18 protein-coding genes are annotated in these 17,523 nt (G+C 54.6%); 12 read left to right on the top strand and 6 right to left on the bottom strand.

Going from position 1 to position 17,523, the window contains the following annotated elements; all coding sequences use genetic code 11:
- The first annotated feature begins 375 nt into the window (after window positions 1–375).
- From QZH45_RS04645 to QZH45_RS04630, 4 genes are all read left to right on the top strand, one after another.
- Window positions 376–1,035: a hypothetical protein gene (locus tag QZH45_RS04645; RefSeq protein WP_081036530.1), complete on the top strand. Its 660-nt coding sequence runs from the start codon at window positions 376–378 to the stop codon at window positions 1,033–1,035.
- A 105-nt stretch (window positions 1,036–1,140) separates the two neighbouring features.
- A complete protein-coding gene (locus QZH45_RS04640) occupies window positions 1,141–2,001 on the top strand; it encodes a DUF4238 domain-containing protein (RefSeq protein WP_167355724.1) in 861 nt (286 codons plus the stop codon).
- A 367-nt stretch (window positions 2,002–2,368) separates the two neighbouring features.
- The gene (locus QZH45_RS04635) at window positions 2,369–3,091 is read left to right on the top strand and encodes a hypothetical protein (protein ID WP_055135520.1); all 723 of its coding nucleotides are present in this window, start codon (window positions 2,369–2,371) and stop codon (window positions 3,089–3,091) included.
- The gene (locus QZH45_RS04630) at window positions 3,088–3,855 is read left to right on the top strand and encodes a class I SAM-dependent methyltransferase (RefSeq protein WP_055135519.1); all 768 of its coding nucleotides are present in this window, start codon (window positions 3,088–3,090) and stop codon (window positions 3,853–3,855) included. The genes QZH45_RS04635 and QZH45_RS04630 overlap by 4 nt, the downstream gene beginning before the upstream one ends.
- 335 nt (window positions 3,856–4,190) lie before the next feature.
- Here the strand turns inward: QZH45_RS04630 and QZH45_RS04625 are convergent, their stop codons facing one another.
- A complete protein-coding gene (locus QZH45_RS04625; protein WP_055135518.1) occupies window positions 4,191–4,973 on the bottom strand; it encodes a HEPN domain-containing protein in 783 nt (260 codons plus the stop codon).
- 138 nt (window positions 4,974–5,111) lie between these two features.
- Between QZH45_RS04625 and QZH45_RS04620 the strand changes: the two genes are divergently transcribed.
- The 7 genes from QZH45_RS04620 (at window position 5,112) to QZH45_RS04590 (ending at window position 11,638) form a co-directional block, all read left to right on the top strand.
- Window positions 5,112–5,828 carry a hypothetical protein gene (locus QZH45_RS04620; RefSeq protein ID WP_432783791.1) on the top strand — a complete coding sequence of 239 codons (717 nt, stop codon included), beginning with the start codon at window positions 5,112–5,114 and terminating at the stop codon, window positions 5,826–5,828.
- Window positions 5,770–7,020: an IS256 family transposase gene (locus QZH45_RS04615; protein ID WP_069018160.1), complete on the top strand. Its 1,251-nt coding sequence runs from the start codon at window positions 5,770–5,772 to the stop codon at window positions 7,018–7,020. Before QZH45_RS04620 ends, QZH45_RS04615 begins: the two co-directional genes overlap by 59 nt.
- A 627-nt stretch (window positions 7,021–7,647) precedes the next feature.
- Complete coding sequence (locus QZH45_RS04610) at window positions 7,648–8,043, top strand: hypothetical protein (RefSeq protein ID WP_055135517.1); 396 nt, start codon at window positions 7,648–7,650, stop codon at window positions 8,041–8,043.
- A 99-nt stretch (window positions 8,044–8,142) separates the two neighbouring features.
- Complete coding sequence (locus QZH45_RS04605) at window positions 8,143–8,538, top strand: hypothetical protein (protein WP_055135516.1); 396 nt, start codon at window positions 8,143–8,145, stop codon at window positions 8,536–8,538.
- Window positions 8,539–8,655: 117 nt separating this feature from the next.
- Window positions 8,656–8,907 (top strand): DUF2933 domain-containing protein, encoded by a 252-nt coding sequence (locus tag QZH45_RS04600; protein WP_055135515.1) that lies wholly within the window; start codon window positions 8,656–8,658, stop codon window positions 8,905–8,907.
- 75 nt (window positions 8,908–8,982) lie between these two features.
- Window positions 8,983–11,253, top strand: a complete 2,271-nt coding sequence (locus QZH45_RS04595) for a heavy metal translocating P-type ATPase (protein ID WP_237140499.1) — start codon at window positions 8,983–8,985, stop codon at window positions 11,251–11,253.
- Between the two features lie 112 nt (window positions 11,254–11,365).
- A complete protein-coding gene (locus QZH45_RS04590; protein WP_024776287.1) occupies window positions 11,366–11,638 on the top strand; it encodes a heavy-metal-associated domain-containing protein in 273 nt (90 codons plus the stop codon).
- A 21-nt stretch (window positions 11,639–11,659) separates the two neighbouring features.
- On the opposite strand, the gene QZH45_RS04585 is transcribed toward QZH45_RS04590, so the two are convergent.
- Window positions 11,660–12,571, bottom strand: coding sequence for a LysR substrate-binding domain-containing protein (locus QZH45_RS04585; RefSeq protein WP_053194362.1), 912 nt, complete (start codon window positions 12,569–12,571; stop codon window positions 11,660–11,662).
- A 152-nt stretch (window positions 12,572–12,723) separates the two neighbouring features.
- On the opposite strand from QZH45_RS04585, the gene QZH45_RS04580 reads away from it, so the two are divergent.
- Window positions 12,724–13,137 (top strand): tautomerase family protein, encoded by a 414-nt coding sequence (locus tag QZH45_RS04580; protein WP_055135514.1) that lies wholly within the window; start codon window positions 12,724–12,726, stop codon window positions 13,135–13,137.
- Window positions 13,138–13,204: 67 nt separating this feature from the next.
- Here QZH45_RS04580 and QZH45_RS04575 read toward each other — a convergent pair whose 3' ends face one another.
- The 4 genes from QZH45_RS04575 to QZH45_RS04560 all read right to left on the bottom strand — a co-directional run bounded on the left by QZH45_RS04575 (window position 13,205) and on the right by QZH45_RS04560 (window position 17,118).
- Entirely contained in the window at window positions 13,205–14,143 is a 939-nt protein-coding gene (locus tag QZH45_RS04575; RefSeq protein ID WP_024776290.1) for an AraC family transcriptional regulator, read from the bottom strand.
- A 21-nt stretch (window positions 14,144–14,164) separates the two neighbouring features.
- On the bottom strand, window positions 14,165–14,998 hold the full coding sequence (locus tag QZH45_RS04570) for an oxidoreductase (protein WP_055135513.1): 834 nt from the start codon (window positions 14,996–14,998) through the stop codon (window positions 14,165–14,167).
- A 212-nt stretch (window positions 14,999–15,210) separates the two neighbouring features.
- Window positions 15,211–16,692: a hypothetical protein gene (locus tag QZH45_RS04565; RefSeq protein WP_055135512.1), complete on the bottom strand. Its 1,482-nt coding sequence runs from the start codon at window positions 16,690–16,692 to the stop codon at window positions 15,211–15,213.
- A gap of 84 nt (window positions 16,693–16,776) precedes the next feature.
- Window positions 16,777–17,118 carry a DUF6124 family protein gene (locus QZH45_RS04560; RefSeq protein WP_055135511.1) on the bottom strand — a complete coding sequence of 114 codons (342 nt, stop codon included), beginning with the start codon at window positions 17,116–17,118 and terminating at the stop codon, window positions 16,777–16,779.
- Window positions 17,119–17,523: the final 405 nt, after the last annotated feature.

The following is a 17,523-nucleotide window of genomic DNA, read 5'->3' as shown; positions in this document are numbered from 1 at the left end:
CTCGACCGGCTGAAGTCGGCCGATTCTGTTGAAAAAGTCGGTTCCTCCAGACTGCTCGCATACTGACCGCTGAAAACACCTTTTTTGCGCGCTGCTACGCGAAATCTGAGCCCAGAATCCTCTGTTAAAAGTTAAGATTTCAATCTCAAGCACGTACCTTTCTGCCGGGGAAACCATGCCCGACTTGTTCTACAGAATCGGCCAAAAGCGTTCGGTGGACGCCATACTAGCGAAACGGTAGCCTATCGCATAGCCTGACCGGCAAAGGGACTTAACCATGACATACTTAGCAACAAGGGGTTCTATGCGACAATCTCTCGCATTTATGCGCGACGTACATGTCGTATAACTGTAATCATAAGCTAAGGATTAACATTGAGAGAGTTCAGGTTTGCCCTCATAGCCTTTATCACTGTATCGGCTGTCGCTGGAGCACCATATTTCTTGGCGATGTATACAGCAGGAAATTTCAGCATCAGCTCAAACAATCAAGACTGGGGTGGTTTTGGTTCGTATATTGGTGGAGTTATAGCTCCTGCGGCGTCGCTTCTGGCAGGATATCTAGTATATAAAAGCTTCGCTTCAAATGCACATCAACAAAAACTGCTATTGGCGCGCGAGGCAATTTCAAGATTGGACTTGGTGTTTGAGAAAAAACTGGAGGCGCCATTCAACAACTTTTGCTTCGGCACTGAGCATCATGGTCGGCCGCTTAGAATCGTTATTTATGCTCTAGCAAATAATGAAATTGCGTCAACCGAGGAGGTAAACAAAGCGATATTGTCACTACTACACAACGTAGCAATAATGGCTGACTCGATAAGATATTACATTAGTCTTTTAGGTGAATATCCTTCTGCCAAAAAAGATAGTCCTTGGTTAGGCGAGTTAGAAAAAAGTTACTGGATTGAAAAGTACTCGGCAATTTGCTCGCGAATGGTGCGAATTGTTGGTCAAAGCTCGTTTGAAGACAAGTTAAGCGCGGCGCAACTCAGGAGCTTTCAATTAGTGCTAGGCGGCGAGTATGGATTATAGCTATGCGCTAAAATCGTTTGATGTCGTGCTTAGCAGAGAAAAATTGGAGCAACTGGTACGACAATTTAGCATTTAATGAAAATTATAATGGCTTGGAGGTTTCGATTGGCAACGATCAGGCAGCATTTCGTACCACAGGCATTTCTAAAAGGATTTGCTGAAGATCCCGACTCACCATTCATTTGGGTTTATGATAAGAGAAGTGGATATCGTCCAAGCAGAAAATCTGTAAAGTCTGTTGCCTATGAAAATTACTACTACTCTCAAGAAACCGAAGCCGGCGAGCAGGATATAGACTCTTTAGAAAAAGCATTTGCCAAGACCATAGACAATGATTTGCCGCTCATAATTCAGAATCTCAAGGCTGCGCCAAACCGTGGAGTTTCTCTTTCCGACGAACATAAAGGAAAAATTGCCTACTTTATTGGACTTAGCTTAACAAGGGTTCCTAACTTTCGGGATGGCATCAATCAAATCTATTCCTGGGCGGCACAAATGGCCCTAAATGAAGTAGCCAAAGATAACGATGCGGTTTCAGATTTAATCGATAAGTACGGCTTGACTGCAGAAGCAAAAGCTTGGGTTTCGTTGCGCCCAATGCTCGAGATTGGAAATAAGATTAGCGAGAGTGTATTGAGCAAAAATTGGCAGTTCTTTGTAGCCGCTGACAATGTTAGTTTCATGACATCAGATAATCCTGTTGTAATTGGTGGTAGCGCCGGTATGGGGCCGGGACATCCGATGGCAGAGCTGATGCTTAGTCTACGGAAAGACCTTGCACTGGTGTGCACCCCTCGCGGAAAAAAATCGGTGGAAGTGTTTAGGCAATCTCCAAGTGAAACAAGAAATTTCAATCGCGGGATTGTCAGGGCAGCCCGACATAGAGTTTTCTCAGATCATCTTTCATCGACTGTTGACGCTTTTGTTAAGAAATACAGCCATGAACAACAACAAATAATCATATGAGTTTTTAGCTGGCCGTCTTTGCCTCTCTCCGTCGCAAATTCGCTACCTTAGAACGCGTAGGTTTCTACGACCTAGGGTTTGCATGAGACGAGCGCACTCGTCAAGTGAGCGTCGGCTACTGGTACACTCATGCCTGCCGTGAGTGGTCAGGATCGACCAGATGCGAAATGGCCCGAGCGTGCACGTTCTTAGCTCCCTATCTGCCTTAAGCCCGCCAGCAACACGGCAGGCCTTATTTCAGCTATTTCCCACACCAACGTGCCACCTAAGCCGCTTCAAAAGCTGTAGACTGTTCGTAATTTACTTGCGGTGATCTATCAGCGATTTGCGACGGATTCGTAGAAAATAAGACCAAATTAGGTTAAACATGAAAGACCTTCTCAAGCGGATAAATATCAAAAGAAAAGGGGGGACGACCAGCAAACCAGTCTGGCCTCGTCCGAAACGCTCCCGCGATGTAATGGCTCTTACTGTAAAGCTAGTTCTTGTTTTTCTGAGCATGGTTGCATTGCTCGCCTCACTTTACCCGCTCATAGATACAAAACAGATCACACCCACCACTGCTTCGATAATATCTATAGTAGGAGTCATCCTATTCTTCCTCTATGGATTCTTGGTCTTCTTTGAAATTTACACACTGGATGGAAAGCGGGTCTTTAAGCAATCCGACTCCGACTCAATACGAAATTATATGCTTCACTGGATAGCCTATGGCGGTCGAGTAGCAATCTGGACTCGCGACATGAGCTGGGCCAAAGATAATCAGTCGAAGGAGCTTCTTCTAGAAAAGGCAAAAAATGGTGAGTTAATTATCTGTTTGCCAACTCATACGTCCTTTTCTGAGCAGCTGGAAAAAGAAGGCGCAAAAATATATGTTTACGGTACGGAATTGCTCAGTGATCCAAGCGCACGCTTTACCATTGCCTATTATGGCAGAGATGGGAGCAAAGTAGCCATTGGTAGGGCCAGAGCAGACAAACATATAATTGAGGAGTTTGACTCTGGCTCTCATCCGGCCTTCCATTTGGCCTATGAACTTGTGCAAATCGCCAAGAATGTCTCCCAGAAACAGAATGGAAACCAGACATGACATCGAAGTTTTCTCACATTGAGAGTATCTCCTCTCAAGAGCTAGCCAGTGAGTGGGACTGTTTAGCGTCTGAGAGACATCATCAGATATACGAAGGTTTAGATATAACCTTCACTCATGTGATGGCGCCCTTGGTAGAGTCGCTGGTTGGCCAAAATCTTGATGCGACTTTAATAGATATCGGCTCAGGCACGGGAGAGCTTACCGGGCGCCTTGCCATGCGCTTCAATAGGATCGTATGTATTGAGCCATCAGCTCGAAGTTTAGATATTGCGAAATCTATTCTGGCAATTTTCACAAATATTTGCTTTATTAATTCAGACTTTGAAGATTGTGGGGGGCAGTTACTACGCAATTCTGATGAAAAAATTATCTTCTTGGCAGCCATGATGCTGTCGGCAGACCCACAACTTGATAAGTTCGCCCAGACATTATCCCAAGTGGCGCGGGAAGGGGATGAATTTGTTGCAACGATTCCTCATCCTTGCTTTTGGCCTAGATACTGGGGATATGAAAAAGAGTCGTGGTTCTCCTATAAAAAAGAACTCATGATAAAGGCCCCGTTCAAAATATCGCTGTCTGATTCGAAGTTTAAAACAACACATATCCATCGGCCTATAGAGAAATATATTTCGATTTTTTCGAAATACGGCTTCAAACTGCTTAATATGGCAGAGCCTATGCCCGATCCAAAAATTCAATCTTTGTATCCCAAAAAATGGGAATTTCCTCGCTTCCTAGCTTTTAAGTGGGTTAAAGGCTGAGCTATCCGATTCGAGAAATGCTAGCCAGAGTGCTGGCTTTTTTCGCTTACTTCCAAAGGCGCTTTTCCTCTAACACCAGTAACTTTAATGCCCAACCATCGCCAATGGCTCTGCCATAATTGAAATGTTTCTTGTTGCCCGAATAATTTCTGAATCACCTATCCGTCTATAGACATGTGCGCGCGTCGGCTTTTGGCCAATTACTGCCTGACAAAGGGCAGCTAACGGACGCTTCAGGTCTTTCACGAGTGGCCGCTATTGGCCGGAAGCTACCTGTCAAAGTTGCAGCTTTCGGACAAAGGCGCCATTCAAATGCGCTGACTAAAATCATGGGATCACAGTTGGTTTTCATGCCCAAGAGCTTTTTTTAGCTCTTCAAAAACCGCGTGCTCGGTAAGCTCGGCGATCCTCATTAGCGTTTCCATTTTTTCGAAATTTTTTTGGTAGGAAAGTGGAAATAATGTCTTACCTTCATGAGCGATTTGATGTCTTGCCTCTAAGAGCGTGCTCAGTGTTGAGGTCGCTTCATCTCTTGTTAATTCTTGCGATTGCCAATGATTTGAAATTTTACTTATGCCTAGCGCGTCTTTGAAAAGGATATCTATGTTTTTCGTATTCGGCGTATTGAACCTGCCTAGCGATTCGTCGAATTTCTGTTTCGCGATCGTTTTTAATATACCGCTCCCCTCGGTCTTTTCGATTTGCCGAAAGGCATGCCTTGCAAGGTCTTCAACAAATACTTGCCAGAAGGCGATCAGCTGGAATATATATGATTGATTCAGAAATTGTATTTTTAGCTCGTGCCTTTTAGCGTTGCTATCTGTTAAGTCCTTTTGGATATGTTGGATGTATTTTATTTTTACTAGGTTCTTACTAAAGATGTGGAGCGGTGTGTATTCAAGATCGAGAATAATTGACATAGTTTGCACTACCGAGGAATGGATTTTTATGTGTAACTGGAACGTTCCTTGCCCATTTGGAGGAATGGAAATATCCGACGTGACAAGAAGATTCTGACCTAGCCTTACAGGGAAGTGAATCCCCGCTGATTTTTTAGACGTATTGGCGGTCTGCTTCTGGCCGAGTGTTGCCGACCGCTTCCGGCCAAAGGCTGACATTAGGTACCTGAGCCCGCACCCTCACGATCGGTCAGGCGCAGATCCAAAACACCTGTTGGCAGCAACTCGTTCGATTGACGAAAAGCCTGAGGTACAATTCTCTCTAGTCCTCTTTTCAGGAATGCCAGCTTGACCGACATGGCCACGCAAGACGCAAGCCCAAAACGACTCAGGACATACCTGCGCATCGAAGCCACTCTACTCATCGCTAGCATGATCGGAGCATTCACGCTCAGCGGGTACGCTTACCTTGAGAAGTATTACCTGACGATGGACGTTCCTATCGAACGCTTGGGCATCGGCGCTCAGGAAATCCTTGCTTACGGAGCTGCCAGATTTGGATCTTACATTGGGGCTTTGGCTTTTGGCATGGCCCTAGTCGGAATCGTCGCTTTTCTCTTACTTCTACTAGAAAAAACTAGAGAAATGCCGGGGGAGTTCCAGCCACTCCCAAAATGGATTGCCCATGTTCTCAAGCGTGCAATCGAAAACCGTGGGATTGCCGTATGCGTCGGATCGATCTGCATAATCGCCGGCCTGCTGATTTCTGCTTGGTTCTTGTTGGTGAGGTTGCCCTCAAACGATGGCCGCTCTGCAGCGCTGAAGCAGGCATCGGAATGTGTTAAGCGTCGTGTGGTCTATGCAAATCTTGATCAGTACGAGGGGTGCCAGGTCGCCGAGTCGGAAGACATGCTGTATCTGCTCCAACTACAAAGATGTGACAAGTCTGGAGTTGCGTTTCGAGAGGGTGTCAGAAATTTTGTGTTCGGGCATAACATGAGTAAGAGGTGCATGTATGCCAACCAAAAAGAAACCGCTTCGAGAATTACCGAAAGTCCCGAAAGAGCTTCTTGAGCAGTTTTCCGCCGCCCCGCTGATGACCGCGGAGGCCATCGAAGAGGCCTCTGTGGCGTTCAAGAAGGCGCTGATCGAGCGTGCCCTGAGCGCTGAGTTGGGCCATCACCTGGGCTATCCTCCGGGCGCGCAGCGTCCAGAGGATGAAACCAACCAGCGCAATGGCAAGAGCGGCAAGACGGTGCTGACCGGTGATGGCCCGCTCCGGCTGGATATCCCGCGTGATCGAGAGGGCAGTTTTTCGCCCATTCTTATTCCCAAGCATGAGCGCCGTTACACCGGTTTCGACGACAAGATCATCGCCATGTATGCCCGTGGGATGACGGTCAGAGAGATCCGGGCGTTTCTTTCCGAGCAGTACGGGACGGATGTTTCGCCTGACTTCATCAGCTCCGTGACCGACGAGGTGATGGAAGAGATTGGCGCTTGGCAACAGCGTCCCCTAGAGCCGATGTATCCGGTCATTTTCTTTGATGCTCTGCGGGTCAAAATTCGCGAAGAAGGTCTGGTTCGCAACAAGGCGATTTACTTGGCGCTGGGCGTTTTACCCGACGGGACACGCGACATCCTGGGTATCTGGATCGAGAACACCGAAGGGGCAAAGTTCTGGATGAAGGTATTCAACGACCTCAAGACACGCGGCGTCGAGGACGTGCTGATTGCCGTAACCGATGGCCTAAAAGGCATGCCAGAGGCCCTCAGTGCGGTGTTTCCGGAAACAACATTGCAGACCTGCATCGTGCATCTGATCCGCAACAGCCTTGATTATGCGGCCTGGGACAAGCGTCGAGAACTGGCCAAGGCCCTTAAACCGATCTATCAGGCCATCAATGCACAAGCGGCGGAACAGGCTCTGGATGAATTTGAGCGCGGGCCCTGGGGCAAGCAATATCCAACGGTTGTGGCGGCCTGGCGACGGTCGTGGGATCGAGTGATTCCATTTTTTGTTTTCCCGCCCGCGATCCGCAAGGTTATTTACACCACCAATGCCATCGAGAGCATCAACGCTCAGTTACGCAAGATCATCAAGACCCGTGGCCACTTTCCGAGCGACGACGCCGCGACCAAACTGATCTGGCTGGGGCTGCGCAATATCACAGCCAATTGGGGCTCGGCGGCGCATGATTGGAAAAGCGCGATGAATCAATTTGCGATTCTGTACGGAGATCGGTTCATCAGGCCGACCTGGTGAAATCAAGGCCTGCCTGGCGGCAGGCCGCTACCGGCCCGAACACAAAAAATCTGACAGTCCCCGTTTCGAACATTGCAGTTGCCAAAACAGGGCCTCAAAAGCATTACGACAGATACCCTGTTCTACCCCTATGAACGACTCGATGCTCCCGGATGCTCAAAAAGCTGACCTTAACCTGTGCCGATACAATAGTGTTCCCCACAAAATACTCGGGCAAAGGTATTCCATAAGGTATTCCATCGAAAAAATTCTTACCAAATTTATTATTTAAAATCAGCTAGATACATGGTTAGTTCAGATCACCCCGGCCCAGCGAAACCCGCCCAGCCCGAACTTCGCTACCTCTGAGCCATCGAATGTTGCTGAATGTCGGCGTGGATTCATCTGAATAAATCCACGCCCTCAGGCATCCTGCCAACCAAACACACCCCCCTACTCCCCAATACCATCAATCGCCCGCTCGCACGCCACGGCGCGGATAACTACCTCAGACGTCAACGCAAACCGCCAATTCAACCATTACACAAGCATCGCCCCCTCCGCATAAATTGATGCAGATCAACCTAGCCCCCCCAATGTGCTGTACGTTAAAAACCAGAACCCGCTAATCAGTACCGGAGATTCTCCATGTTCTGGTTTCGCCATCGTCAACCAGCGTTCCTACGCCTCGCCATCGTGCTGTGGGTGTTGGCGTTTGGTCTGGCAGCGGCCCAGGGGTGTCTGGTTCAGCCCAGCCATAATCCGGCGACAACTCATGCCTCGTTGAACACCGCGCAAGATGACGATGGCCACGAAGCCCATGCCGTCGGTTGCCTTCAGCACTGCGCCGATGCGGCGATAGCGATTGGTCCTTCGCTCCCTCTTCAAACATTTGATCTGTTCAGTTGGACGTTTCTGTTCCTGATCCCTGCGCTGCTGATTTTGTATCCCGTCCCCCTCCCCGCTTTTGCCTTTCTTGCACTACGGCGTCCTGTACCCGCCAGACCGCCTGTCCGTCTGATTTTCGTGCGTTTGAACGATTAATCCGACCTTCTGCGCGCCGATCTTCGGCGCACTGTCTGACTGCGCCAGCCCGGCGCGGATTGGTATTACCTGAGTTGTCCTCATCCTTTGGAGATTGCCATGCATGCCTCATTGAAATTCATCCTCGCCACCCTGCTTGTGAGCAGTCCACTCATGGCCTCGGCGGTCGAGCAAGCGCCGACCGCGCCCGCCCAGACAAGCGAAGCCACTGAGGCAACGCGAAACAATGTCATGACCGAGCATATGCAGAAAATGCAGGCTGCCTACGACAAGGCAGCCGCCGCCAAGACCCCAGCCGAGCGCCGCGCCGCCATGCAGGAGAGCATGAAGACGATGAGGGACAGCATGGCCATGCTGCATGAGGACTGTAATGGTATGGGTATGGGCATGGGCATGTCCGGCAATCAGGACGGCATGGGGAGGGGAATGATGAACATGATGATGAGAATGATGGACCAGCAATCGAGCATGATGAAGATGCCGATGAACAAGTGACGCGTACGAGCCTGTAGGCAACGTCGGTTTACCCTTGCCAGTAGGCCAAGGGTAAACCGTCGCCCGTCCACCAATACGACGCGTCACTAACAGCACGTCCCTCTGGAGTACAAGACCATGATGGACTCACCACCTTCCGCAAATATCCCTCCAGCATTTTGGAGGAGCAAACCCGGCACAGCGCTGGGTATGGTGCTGGTGATCGTGCTGTTCTATCTGGCAAGAGAACACTACGGCCATGTGCTGGGTTTACTGCCTTACATGATTTTGCTGCTGTGCCCGTTGATGCATTTTTTCGGGCACCACCAAGGTGGTCACGGTCATCACGGCGAAGCCTCAGCCTCGATCAAGGATGCGAACAGGAGGTAGCTCATGAACACCCCTGAGGTTGGCCAACAGCACCGCCCAATGCAGAACACTAGCGCCCATGACCCGGTATGTGGCATGCCCGTCAGTCACGACAGCCCGTTCAGCACGGAATATGAGGGGCAGAACTACCGGTTCTGCAGCCAGAAATGCCAAGCGACCTTCCGGGCAGCGCCCGAGCGTTATCGAATAGCTCAAGTGAATATCGAACACGTCCACCAGGCAGCAGCAGAACCGTTAACGGATGCCGCTGAATACACATGTCCCATGCATCCGGAAATTCGACAGATCGGCCCCGGCGTCTGCCCCAAGTGCGGCATGACCTTGGAGCCGGTGATTCCCGAACTGGAGGAAGAGGAGAACCCGGAACTCAAGGACTTCACCCAGCGCTTTTGGTGGACGTTGCCACTGACAATAATCGTCACCGTCTTGGCCATGGGCGGCCATGTCTTGGTGCTGTTTCACGGCCCCACGCAAAACTGGATCGAGTTCGGACTGGCCGCCCCCGTGGTGCTTTGGGCGGGCTGGCCGTTTTATGTGCGCGGTGTGCGCTCGGTGATTCAGCGAAGTCCGAACATGTGGACGCTGATCGCACTCGGTACGGCGGCAGCCTTCCTTTACAGCGTCGTGGCCACCCTGGCCCCCGAGGTATTCCCCAGCAACTTCATGATGGACGGCCGCATCGGGGTGTACTTCGAAGCGGCGGCGGTGATCATCTCACTGACCCTTCTCGGCCAGATGCTCGAGCTCAAGGCTCGCTCGCAAACCTCGGCGGCTATCAAGTCGCTGCTTGGACTGGCGCCAAAGACTGCCCGTCGGATCAATGCCGACGGCACGGAAGAAGACATCCCACTGACGCACGTACACAGCGGCGACACATTACGTGTGCGCCCTGGCGAAAAAGTGCCTGTCGATGGCCAGGTGTTGCAAGGCGAAAGCGCTGTGGATGAGTCGATGCTCACCGGCGAACCCATACCGATAATGAAGCGGGCCGGCGACGCGCTGATCGGCGCCACCCTCAACATCCACGGCAGTCTGGTGATGCAGGCACAGAAGATAGGGTCGGCGACCCTGCTCGCACAGATTGTGCAGCTGGTGGTGCAGGCACAACGCTCAAAAGCGCCGATGCAACGGTTGGCCGACGTGATTGCCAGCTATTTCGTGATGGTGGTGATTAGTATCGCCACGCTGACTCTTCTCGGCTGGGGGCTGTGGGGGCCCGAGCCGAGTTGGGTGTTCGGGTTGATCAATGCGGTCGCGGTCATGATCATCGCCTGTCCGTGCGCCCTTGGCCTGGCGACACCGATGTCCGTCATGGTCGCCACCGGGAAGGCCGCTGGCAGCGGCGTATTGTTTCGCGATGCCGCGTCCATCGAAAACCTGCGCAAGATAGACACCCTGATAGTCGACAAGACCGGCACCCTCACTGAGGGTCGACCAGCGTTCCATAGCGTCGAAGCCGTATCCGGTTTTACTCAGGATGAGGTGCTGCGCCTGGCCGCCAGCCTGGATCAGGGCAGTGAGCATCCATTGGCCCACGCCATCGTCGAACAGGCTCGTGCCGCTGGGCTGCAACTGACAACACCTGAAACCTTCGAGTCAGCCTCGGGTATTGGTGTAAGCGGTCACGTCGAGGGGCGGCGCCTGATGCTGGGCAATACCGCGTTGATGCAGGAGGCGGGCGTTTCCACCGAGAGTTTGCACGTGCATGCCGAAAAGCTGCGCGACGACGGTACGAGCATCATGTACCTGGCAGTCAATGGTGCCCTGGCGGGTCTGCTGGCGGTTGCCGACCCCATCAAACCCACCACGAGGCTGGCCGTCGAGCGTTTGCAGGCGGATGGCGTCAAGGTCATCATGGCCACTGGCGACGGTCTTACGACGGCTCGCTCGGTCGCTCGCCAGTTGGGCATCGGGGAGGTGCATGGCGAGGTCAAGCCGCAAGATAAAGAACGTCTGGTGGCCGCTCTGCAACAAGCCGGACACCGCGTGGCGATGGCCGGCGACGGCATCAATGACGCCCCTGCATTGGCGCGCGCGGATGTCGGTATCGCCATGGGCACTGGCACTGATGTGGCGATGAACAGCGCCCAGGTCACCCTGGTCAAGGGCGATCTGCTCGGTATCCTGCGTGCCCGCAGCCTGTCAGTAGCAACGGTGAGAAACATGCACCAGAACCTGACCTTCGCCTTCCTTTACAACGCCATGGGCATCCCACTCGCCGCCGGCTTGTTCTTCCCGCTTACCGGCCACCTTCTGTCGCCACTCATTGCCGCGCTGGCCATGAGCGTGAGCTCGGCGTCGGTGGTATTCAACGCCTTGCGTCTGCGCAAGGCCTCTATTGATTGAGTGAAAACGCCCCCTTGACCTTGCCATGACGGCAAGGTTGAGGATAAGCCAACGTCGCAGAAAAGCCTCATGCGTCTGTTTTTCCATGATCACTTTTTGTGAGGAGTCACCGATGAAGACTGTAGAACTGCAAGTCCAAGGCATGAGCTGTGGTTCATGCGTCAAACATGTCACCGAAGCGCTGCGCCCACTTGAAGGCGTCAGTGACGTCACCGTGGATCTGCAAGCCGGACGGGTGAAGGTCAGCGGCGTTTCGGACAGCCATCCGCTGCTTGCAGCCCTGGAGGACGCGGGCTACCCGGCACAGCTGGCGACAGTGGAAAGCGTAGCGAGCAAGAAAATCTCGGGGTGTGGCGGGAACGGCGGCGGGTGCTGCTGCCGGTAAGCGTTATTTTTAAACTTGAGACTACTCCGGCGATCGCCCCTGGCCAGCCCCAGGCAAGCCGTCCCGCTGCGCCTGGGCCATCAACCATTCGCAAAACAACTCCAATTTCTTACTACGTTCCGGACTCCGCTTCGCCACATAGCAATAGCTGCTCTGATGAAACCCGAATGGTGCCAGCAGGCGGCCAAGGCGAATGTCGTCAGCCACCAGGTGCCAGGGGGCGACGCAGATCCCCAGCCCGGCAATCGCGGCTTCCAAGGTGAAATAGTAATGTTCGTACTCCAAGCCGGCCGGTGCGCTGGCTTGGTATCCAATCGCATCCCCCCAGCTTGTCCAGGCATTCGGGCGCGTTTTGGTGTGCAGCAGTGGGTGCAGGAAAATCGAACTGAGTTCAGTCAACTGGATACGCGCGGATAACGCCGGTGACAGGACGATACCCAATCGCTCAGGGAATAACAGGAGGGTGTTTTCCTGACCATCGAGCCGACCCTGCTCAGCCGTGATCATCACGTCATACCGATCACGCCCCGGATCGCTCGTGTCGCCTGAAGAGCTCAAGCGAACCTTGATGTCCGGGTACTTCACATTGAAATCGAAAAGGCGGGGTATCAACCATTTGACCGTGAAGGTGCTGAAGCAGGACACGTCCAGAATGCCCGTCGCGGTATCCCTGATTCGGCCGACTGCGGCTTCGATCCGATCCAGCGCAGCCGTCAGGTCCGGCAGGAGTTCTTTGCCGGCGGCGGTGAGTTGCGGTTTGTTCTTGGTGCCCTCGAACAGCTCTACCCCAAGACTCAACTCCAACTGGCGTACTTGGCGACTCACCGCCCCGGGCGTGACCGAAAGTTCATCGGCGGCAGACGTCATTCTTCCCAGCCGGGCGGCGGCCTCGAAGGAGCGCAGAGCATTCAATGGGGGGAGGCGACGTTTCATTAAGTGACTTTAACTCAATTACCTCGGGCCCATAAATCGTTTTCCTGCCCTGCCCTGTTTTTGCAGAATCCCCTTGCGCCAGCGCATCTGCTTGCCTGCTCCGGACGCCGGAACTGCCGGAACACTTCACAAAGCAATTGAGAGAGCCTCACATGCCATTCGTTCGCACAGCCGTCATCAAGGGCACCAGCCCGCAGCAACGCCAACACATCGTCGATGGCATCCATCAAGCGCTGGTCGAGAGCATCGGCATGCCCGAGGATGAACTGTTCAACCTGGTCACTGACTATGATCCAGAGCAGTTCTTCTACAGCCGCACCTTCAATGGCATCGCTCGCTCAGACAAGCTCGTGGTGATTGAAATCACGCTGCGCAGGGGGCGCAGTGACGCCATGAAACGCGACCTGTACAAAAAAATCGCTGACCATCTCGGCGCTCAAGCGCAGGTTCGCCCGCAGGATATTTTCATCTTCATGCATGAGAACGACTATTCGGACTGGTCGGTGGGCCTGGGCAAATTCGCAATGGCGTTGGTGCAGCAAACTGGCGATGCCGCTGTGGTGTAGAAGCGAAGCTTTAGGGTTCCTCCGACTGTCTCTGACGTCTCAAGGGCGTTCGTCCAGACTGGGGCCACTAATGCGACGAAACATAACCGGACGGCCCGGACGGCGCCGGCAAGGCATAGGTCGCCTTCATCCATTCGATCTCAGCCTGGGGCGCCCGACCGAACAGGCGCTTGAATTCACGACTGAATTGCGAGGCGCTTTCGTAGCCGACGTTGAACGCCGCCGTCGAAGCGCTCATCGCGTTGCGCAGCATCAGCAGCCTCGCTTGATGCAGACGCGTCGACTTCAAGTACTGCATGGGTGAGGCGTCCGTCACGTTGCGAAAGTGCAAATAGAAGGTGGGCACGCTCATGTTGGCTTCCCGGGCAAGCGCCTCGACGCTGAGGCGTTCCGCGTAGCAGCTGTGGATTTTCCGGATCGCGCGGGTGATCTGGCCGAAGTGCCCTTGGCGACTCAACGCGGCGCGCATCGAGCCACCTTGCTCGCCGGTGAGGATGCGGTAGTAGATCTCCCGTATCAGCGACGGCCCGAGTATCTGCGCTTCGCCCGGATGGCTCATGGCTTCAAGAAAGCGCAGCGTCGAGGCACACAACTGATCGTCCATGGGCGAGGCGTACATGCCCTTGGGCGGGGCATCGCTTGGACCGAGGGCTTCGTCGACCTGCAGCATCAACTCGCTGGCCAGCTGCAAGTCGAGGCGCATGTAGACCGCCAGCATGGGCTCTGCGTCGCTGGCGTCGGTTTCCATGGTAAACGGCACGGGGACCGACACCACCAGGTAGTGCTGAGCGTCGTAGACGTAGACGTCATCGCCCAGATAACCGCGCTTGCGCCCCTGGCACAGGATCACGATACCGGGGTCATACAACACCGGTGTGCGCGCCAGCGGGCGGTTCGAACGCAGGAAACGGATGTCCTCCAACGCGCTGAGATTGTAGCCCTCGACCGGCGCCAGCTTCTCCATCAACTGCACCATCCGCGAAGTGCGTGAGTCGGCCTCAGTCATCGACATCCTCCTGCTTACCGCTCAACCGTCGGTCGAACGGGTCAGCGCTTCCCATTGATCAATCTCGTTGGCCGCGCGGCTCAACTTGGTCCGCACCAGGCCCAGCGCATCGCTGCCCAACAACAGATGCGCAGGTGGTGTCGGGCTGGCAATCACTTGCAGCATCGCTTGCGCGGCCTTCTGTGGATCGCCGAGCTGCTTACCGCTTTTCTCCTCGCGTGCCCTGCGTACCGGATCGAAACTGGCGTCGTAGTCGGCAATGCTACGCGCCGTGCGGCGCATCGAACGACCCGCCCAATCCGTTCGAAACGAGCCGGGCGCGACGGCTGTGACGAAGATGTTGAACGGGCGCAGTTCCTGGCTCAGCGTATCGGAGATGCCCTCTAGGGCGAACTTGCTTCCGCAGTAGTAAGCGATGCCCGGCATCGTGATGGTGCCACCCATGGAGGTGATATTGAGAATGTGACCGGCACGCCGCGTGCGGAAGTAAGGCAGGAAGGCCTTGATCACCGCCACTGCGCCGAACACATTGACGTCGAACTGACGCCGCATCTCCTCCAGCGGCGACTCTTCGAGAATGCCTTCATGCCCGTAGCCGGCGTTGTTGACCAACACATCGACCGGACCATGAGCGGCCTCCGTCGCTGCGACAACGCTGTCGACCCGGTCGAAGTCCGTGACATCCAGGATGACGCCGTGGGCACGATCCGCTGAAAGCGCTTCAAAGGCCTGCAAGGCCGCCTCACTGCGCACGGTTCCGATGACCCGGTGACCCGCGGCAAGTGCCTCCCGGGCCAGGGCGTTGCCGAAGCCACTGCTCACGCCCGTGATGAATAGGGTTTTACTGCTGTGCATGGCGAGCTCCAATCGATAGGTACGGGGTTATGGTAGCTATCGAGAAATGGGGCACCTATGCCGGTTTGCCTGGGAGCCTTGCCTATTTCTATCGAGGCTGAGGTTGAAGAGCGCGCGTTAATGCCGGAGTCACTCACTTGCTCGGCTGAAGATGATCAAGTTATTCGACTAAGGCAACTGTCGCACCAGTGGTGCGACTTTCTTCTCAGGCATCAAATACCAGGCCCGCTCACGTGGGCCGACAACCGTGCCAAGCGATCCCACCCCTCTGCGCTGATCTCCGAGCCATTGCGCAACGACAACTTCTCCAGCGGCAACCGCTCCAGCACCGGCACCATGGCTGACGTAAGCTGCGATTCCCCCGGCCCCGCCTCAAGGGTCAGGTCCCGCAACGGCAGCCCCGCAAGATGGGCGACGCCGGCGTCGGTCAGCCACGGGCTTTCGTACAAGCCGAGGCGCCTCAGCGGCAAGTTGCGCAGGCAGGCCAGGTCGGCATCGCGCAGGTCCAGGCCGCTGATTTCCAACTGTTCCAATGGCAGGCCCAGCTCGGTCAGCTTGCGTAATGTCTTGCCATCCATACCCTGACAGAAACTGAGATTCAGCCGCTTCAGCGGCAGGCCGGCCAGTTGCTTCAGCATCTTCCAGCTCACCTCGTTCAACGACAGGTCCAGCGACTCCAAGCCCAGCCCCTCCAGATCACGCAACGTCTGCGCGTCGATGCCTTGCACATCAGAGAGCCCCAGGTGCTTGAGTGGAAACCCGTGCAGCACGTCCAGACGCTCGATCACCTGGCGTGAGCATTTGAGATCCAGATAGGCAAGTGGCATGCCTTCGAGCCCCTCGAAGTCGTCCTCGCAGAGGTACGCGGAATGCAACGAAAGCCGTTCGAGCGGAAGGTCACGGATGGCGTCAATCAAGGTGTTCGAAGCGTAACAGTCATCGAGACTCAGCGAGCGCAAAGCCGTCATATCGGCAAGCCAGGAAGGATCCTGCAAGATGGCGCCGCTTGAGCTGATGGTCAGCTGTTCGAGTGGATTCGCGCACAAGTGCCGCATTCCCGCTGAAGTCAGCTCTCCAGCGCGTTTCAAGGTGAGTGAGCGCAATCTGAATGACGACAGCGCCCGAAGGCCGTCGTCCGTGAGGTCATCGCAGCGGTTCAACGACAACTCTTGCAGCCTGCTGCCGCCCAGTTGCCGGAGGAAACTGTCGTCGAAGTCTTCGCCATAGGTGTCCAACTTGAGGCAGCGCAGGCGTTCGAGTGACGGCAGGCTGGTCGCGTCATCGTCGCGAGCAAAGCTGCTGATCTCCAGATGCTCCAGGGCAACGCCCGGTAAACGCCGCCATATATCCGGACTGCAACGGAACCTCGGGCCGTTGAGTATCAGCGTGCGCAACGGCAGCCCGGCCAATGCATCAAGCCAATGCGACTCGGCATCGTCCAGCGCCACATGATCCACCGGCAGGCCGCGAAGCCGCGACAACAAGGGGCCGGGGCGATTCCTGTGGGGTGTGGTGTTCAACTGGGCAATCACGGCCATGGCGGCCGGATCGCAGAGGCCGGCGGCAACGCGCAACCCCTCCAGCGAAACCTCCGCCGTATCAAGCAGGTCGCGATAAAGCGCGGCACGCGCGGCAATGTCATCGGGTGCGGTGGCGAGTTGGGCGATCAGGGCGCTACGGTTGGGGGTCTGCACGGTCTATGCGTCCGAAGTGAGCAGGTTGCGTATGCTGCCGCAAAAAACGGGTTTGATCATCGACCAAACCCGAACTTTAAGTTTCTATCGAGGATCGACGGTGTCCAATGCCCGGTTTGCCAAGAGCTGGCCCAGTTCGATCAACTGCTGCAGCCCCAACGCAAAATGTCGCCGAGAACCTTCCAGCTCGAACGCCAGGTCACCGGCCATGACATTGGCGGAGGCCAGGGTTTCGCTGAGGTTGGCCAACAGGCTTTCGGCATCGACGCCATCCACGATGGTGAAGAGCTGGTCGGGGGATGGTTTCTCGTCGGATTGGGCGGGTTTGGGGTTCAGGTAGGAATCGATGACGCGTTCAGCGTTGGCATCGGCAGCGATGTCCAGGTGCAGCGGTGGGACGGGTGGATCTGGGATGAGTTTGTCCATGGGCACTCCTAACGTAAGTGGAAGCCGCCACGTTCGCTGCTAAACGAGTGGGTGGCAGCCGTGCGCAGGTTAGCAGACCGGTACGTTAGGAAACCGGCGCACCCGAGGATGCCCTGCGCACAGCCGCCATGAAGATTCGGACGTAAAACTGCCCGCACTCATGGTGATTGCCATGCGCCTAACGTAACTTCCGAGCTGCTAAACCCGACCGCTGGATTGGCAGCGGTGGACAGAGACTAGGCACCGGAAACGGTAGGCGCAAGAGGTTGGGATTTTCTAGGAAATGTCCTGCAAGTCAATGGGAAAGGTCTTTATACAAAGTGTTTCGTTCTCTTCGAGTTTGCCAATTCATATGGCTATCTCGGACAACCCGACACAAACGGGATAGGCTACGTCGGCATGTCA

Source organism: Pseudomonas corrugata, from assembly GCF_050920615.1.
Taxonomy (GTDB): Bacteria; Pseudomonadota; Gammaproteobacteria; order Pseudomonadales; family Pseudomonadaceae; genus Aquipseudomonas; species Aquipseudomonas corrugata.
The sequence above is the reverse complement of the archived record's forward strand: the minus strand, read 5'-3'. Positions and strand labels throughout refer to the sequence as shown.

What these genes read in the sequence shown, in the direction of transcription:
- QZH45_RS04635 (WP_055135520.1), top strand. Translation starts at nt 2,369, where the DNA reads ATGAAAGACCTTCTCAAGCGGATAAATATCAAAAGAAAAGGGGGGACG.
- QZH45_RS04610 (WP_055135517.1), top strand. Translation starts at nt 7,648, where the DNA reads ATGTTCTGGTTTCGCCATCGTCAACCAGCGTTCCTACGCCTCGCCATC.
- QZH45_RS04595 (WP_237140499.1), top strand. Translation starts at nt 8,983, where the DNA reads ATGCCCGTCAGTCACGACAGCCCGTTCAGCACGGAATATGAGGGGCAG.
- QZH45_RS04620 (WP_432783791.1), top strand. Translation starts at nt 5,112, where the DNA reads ATGGCCACGCAAGACGCAAGCCCAAAACGACTCAGGACATACCTGCGC.
- QZH45_RS04575 (WP_024776290.1), bottom strand. Translation starts at nt 14,143, where the DNA reads ATGACTGAGGCCGACTCACGCACTTCGCGGATGGTGCAGTTGATGGAG.
- QZH45_RS04630 (WP_055135519.1), top strand. Translation starts at nt 3,088, where the DNA reads ATGACATCGAAGTTTTCTCACATTGAGAGTATCTCCTCTCAAGAGCTA.
- QZH45_RS04625 (WP_055135518.1), bottom strand. Translation starts at nt 4,973, where the DNA reads ATGTCAGCCTTTGGCCGGAAGCGGTCGGCAACACTCGGCCAGAAGCAG.
- QZH45_RS04570 (WP_055135513.1), bottom strand. Translation starts at nt 14,998, where the DNA reads ATGCACAGCAGTAAAACCCTATTCATCACGGGCGTGAGCAGTGGCTTC.
- QZH45_RS04585 (WP_053194362.1), bottom strand. Translation starts at nt 12,571, where the DNA reads ATGAAACGTCGCCTCCCCCCATTGAATGCTCTGCGCTCCTTCGAGGCC.
- QZH45_RS04615 (WP_069018160.1), top strand. Translation starts at nt 5,770, where the DNA reads ATGCCAACCAAAAAGAAACCGCTTCGAGAATTACCGAAAGTCCCGAAA.
- QZH45_RS04580 (WP_055135514.1), top strand. Translation starts at nt 12,724, where the DNA reads ATGCCATTCGTTCGCACAGCCGTCATCAAGGGCACCAGCCCGCAGCAA.
- QZH45_RS04560 (WP_055135511.1), bottom strand. Translation starts at nt 17,118, where the DNA reads ATGGACAAACTCATCCCAGATCCACCCGTCCCACCGCTGCACCTGGAC.
- QZH45_RS04590 (WP_024776287.1), top strand. Translation starts at nt 11,366, where the DNA reads ATGAAGACTGTAGAACTGCAAGTCCAAGGCATGAGCTGTGGTTCATGC.
- QZH45_RS04600 (WP_055135515.1), top strand. Translation starts at nt 8,656, where the DNA reads ATGATGGACTCACCACCTTCCGCAAATATCCCTCCAGCATTTTGGAGG.
- QZH45_RS04605 (WP_055135516.1), top strand. Translation starts at nt 8,143, where the DNA reads ATGCATGCCTCATTGAAATTCATCCTCGCCACCCTGCTTGTGAGCAGT.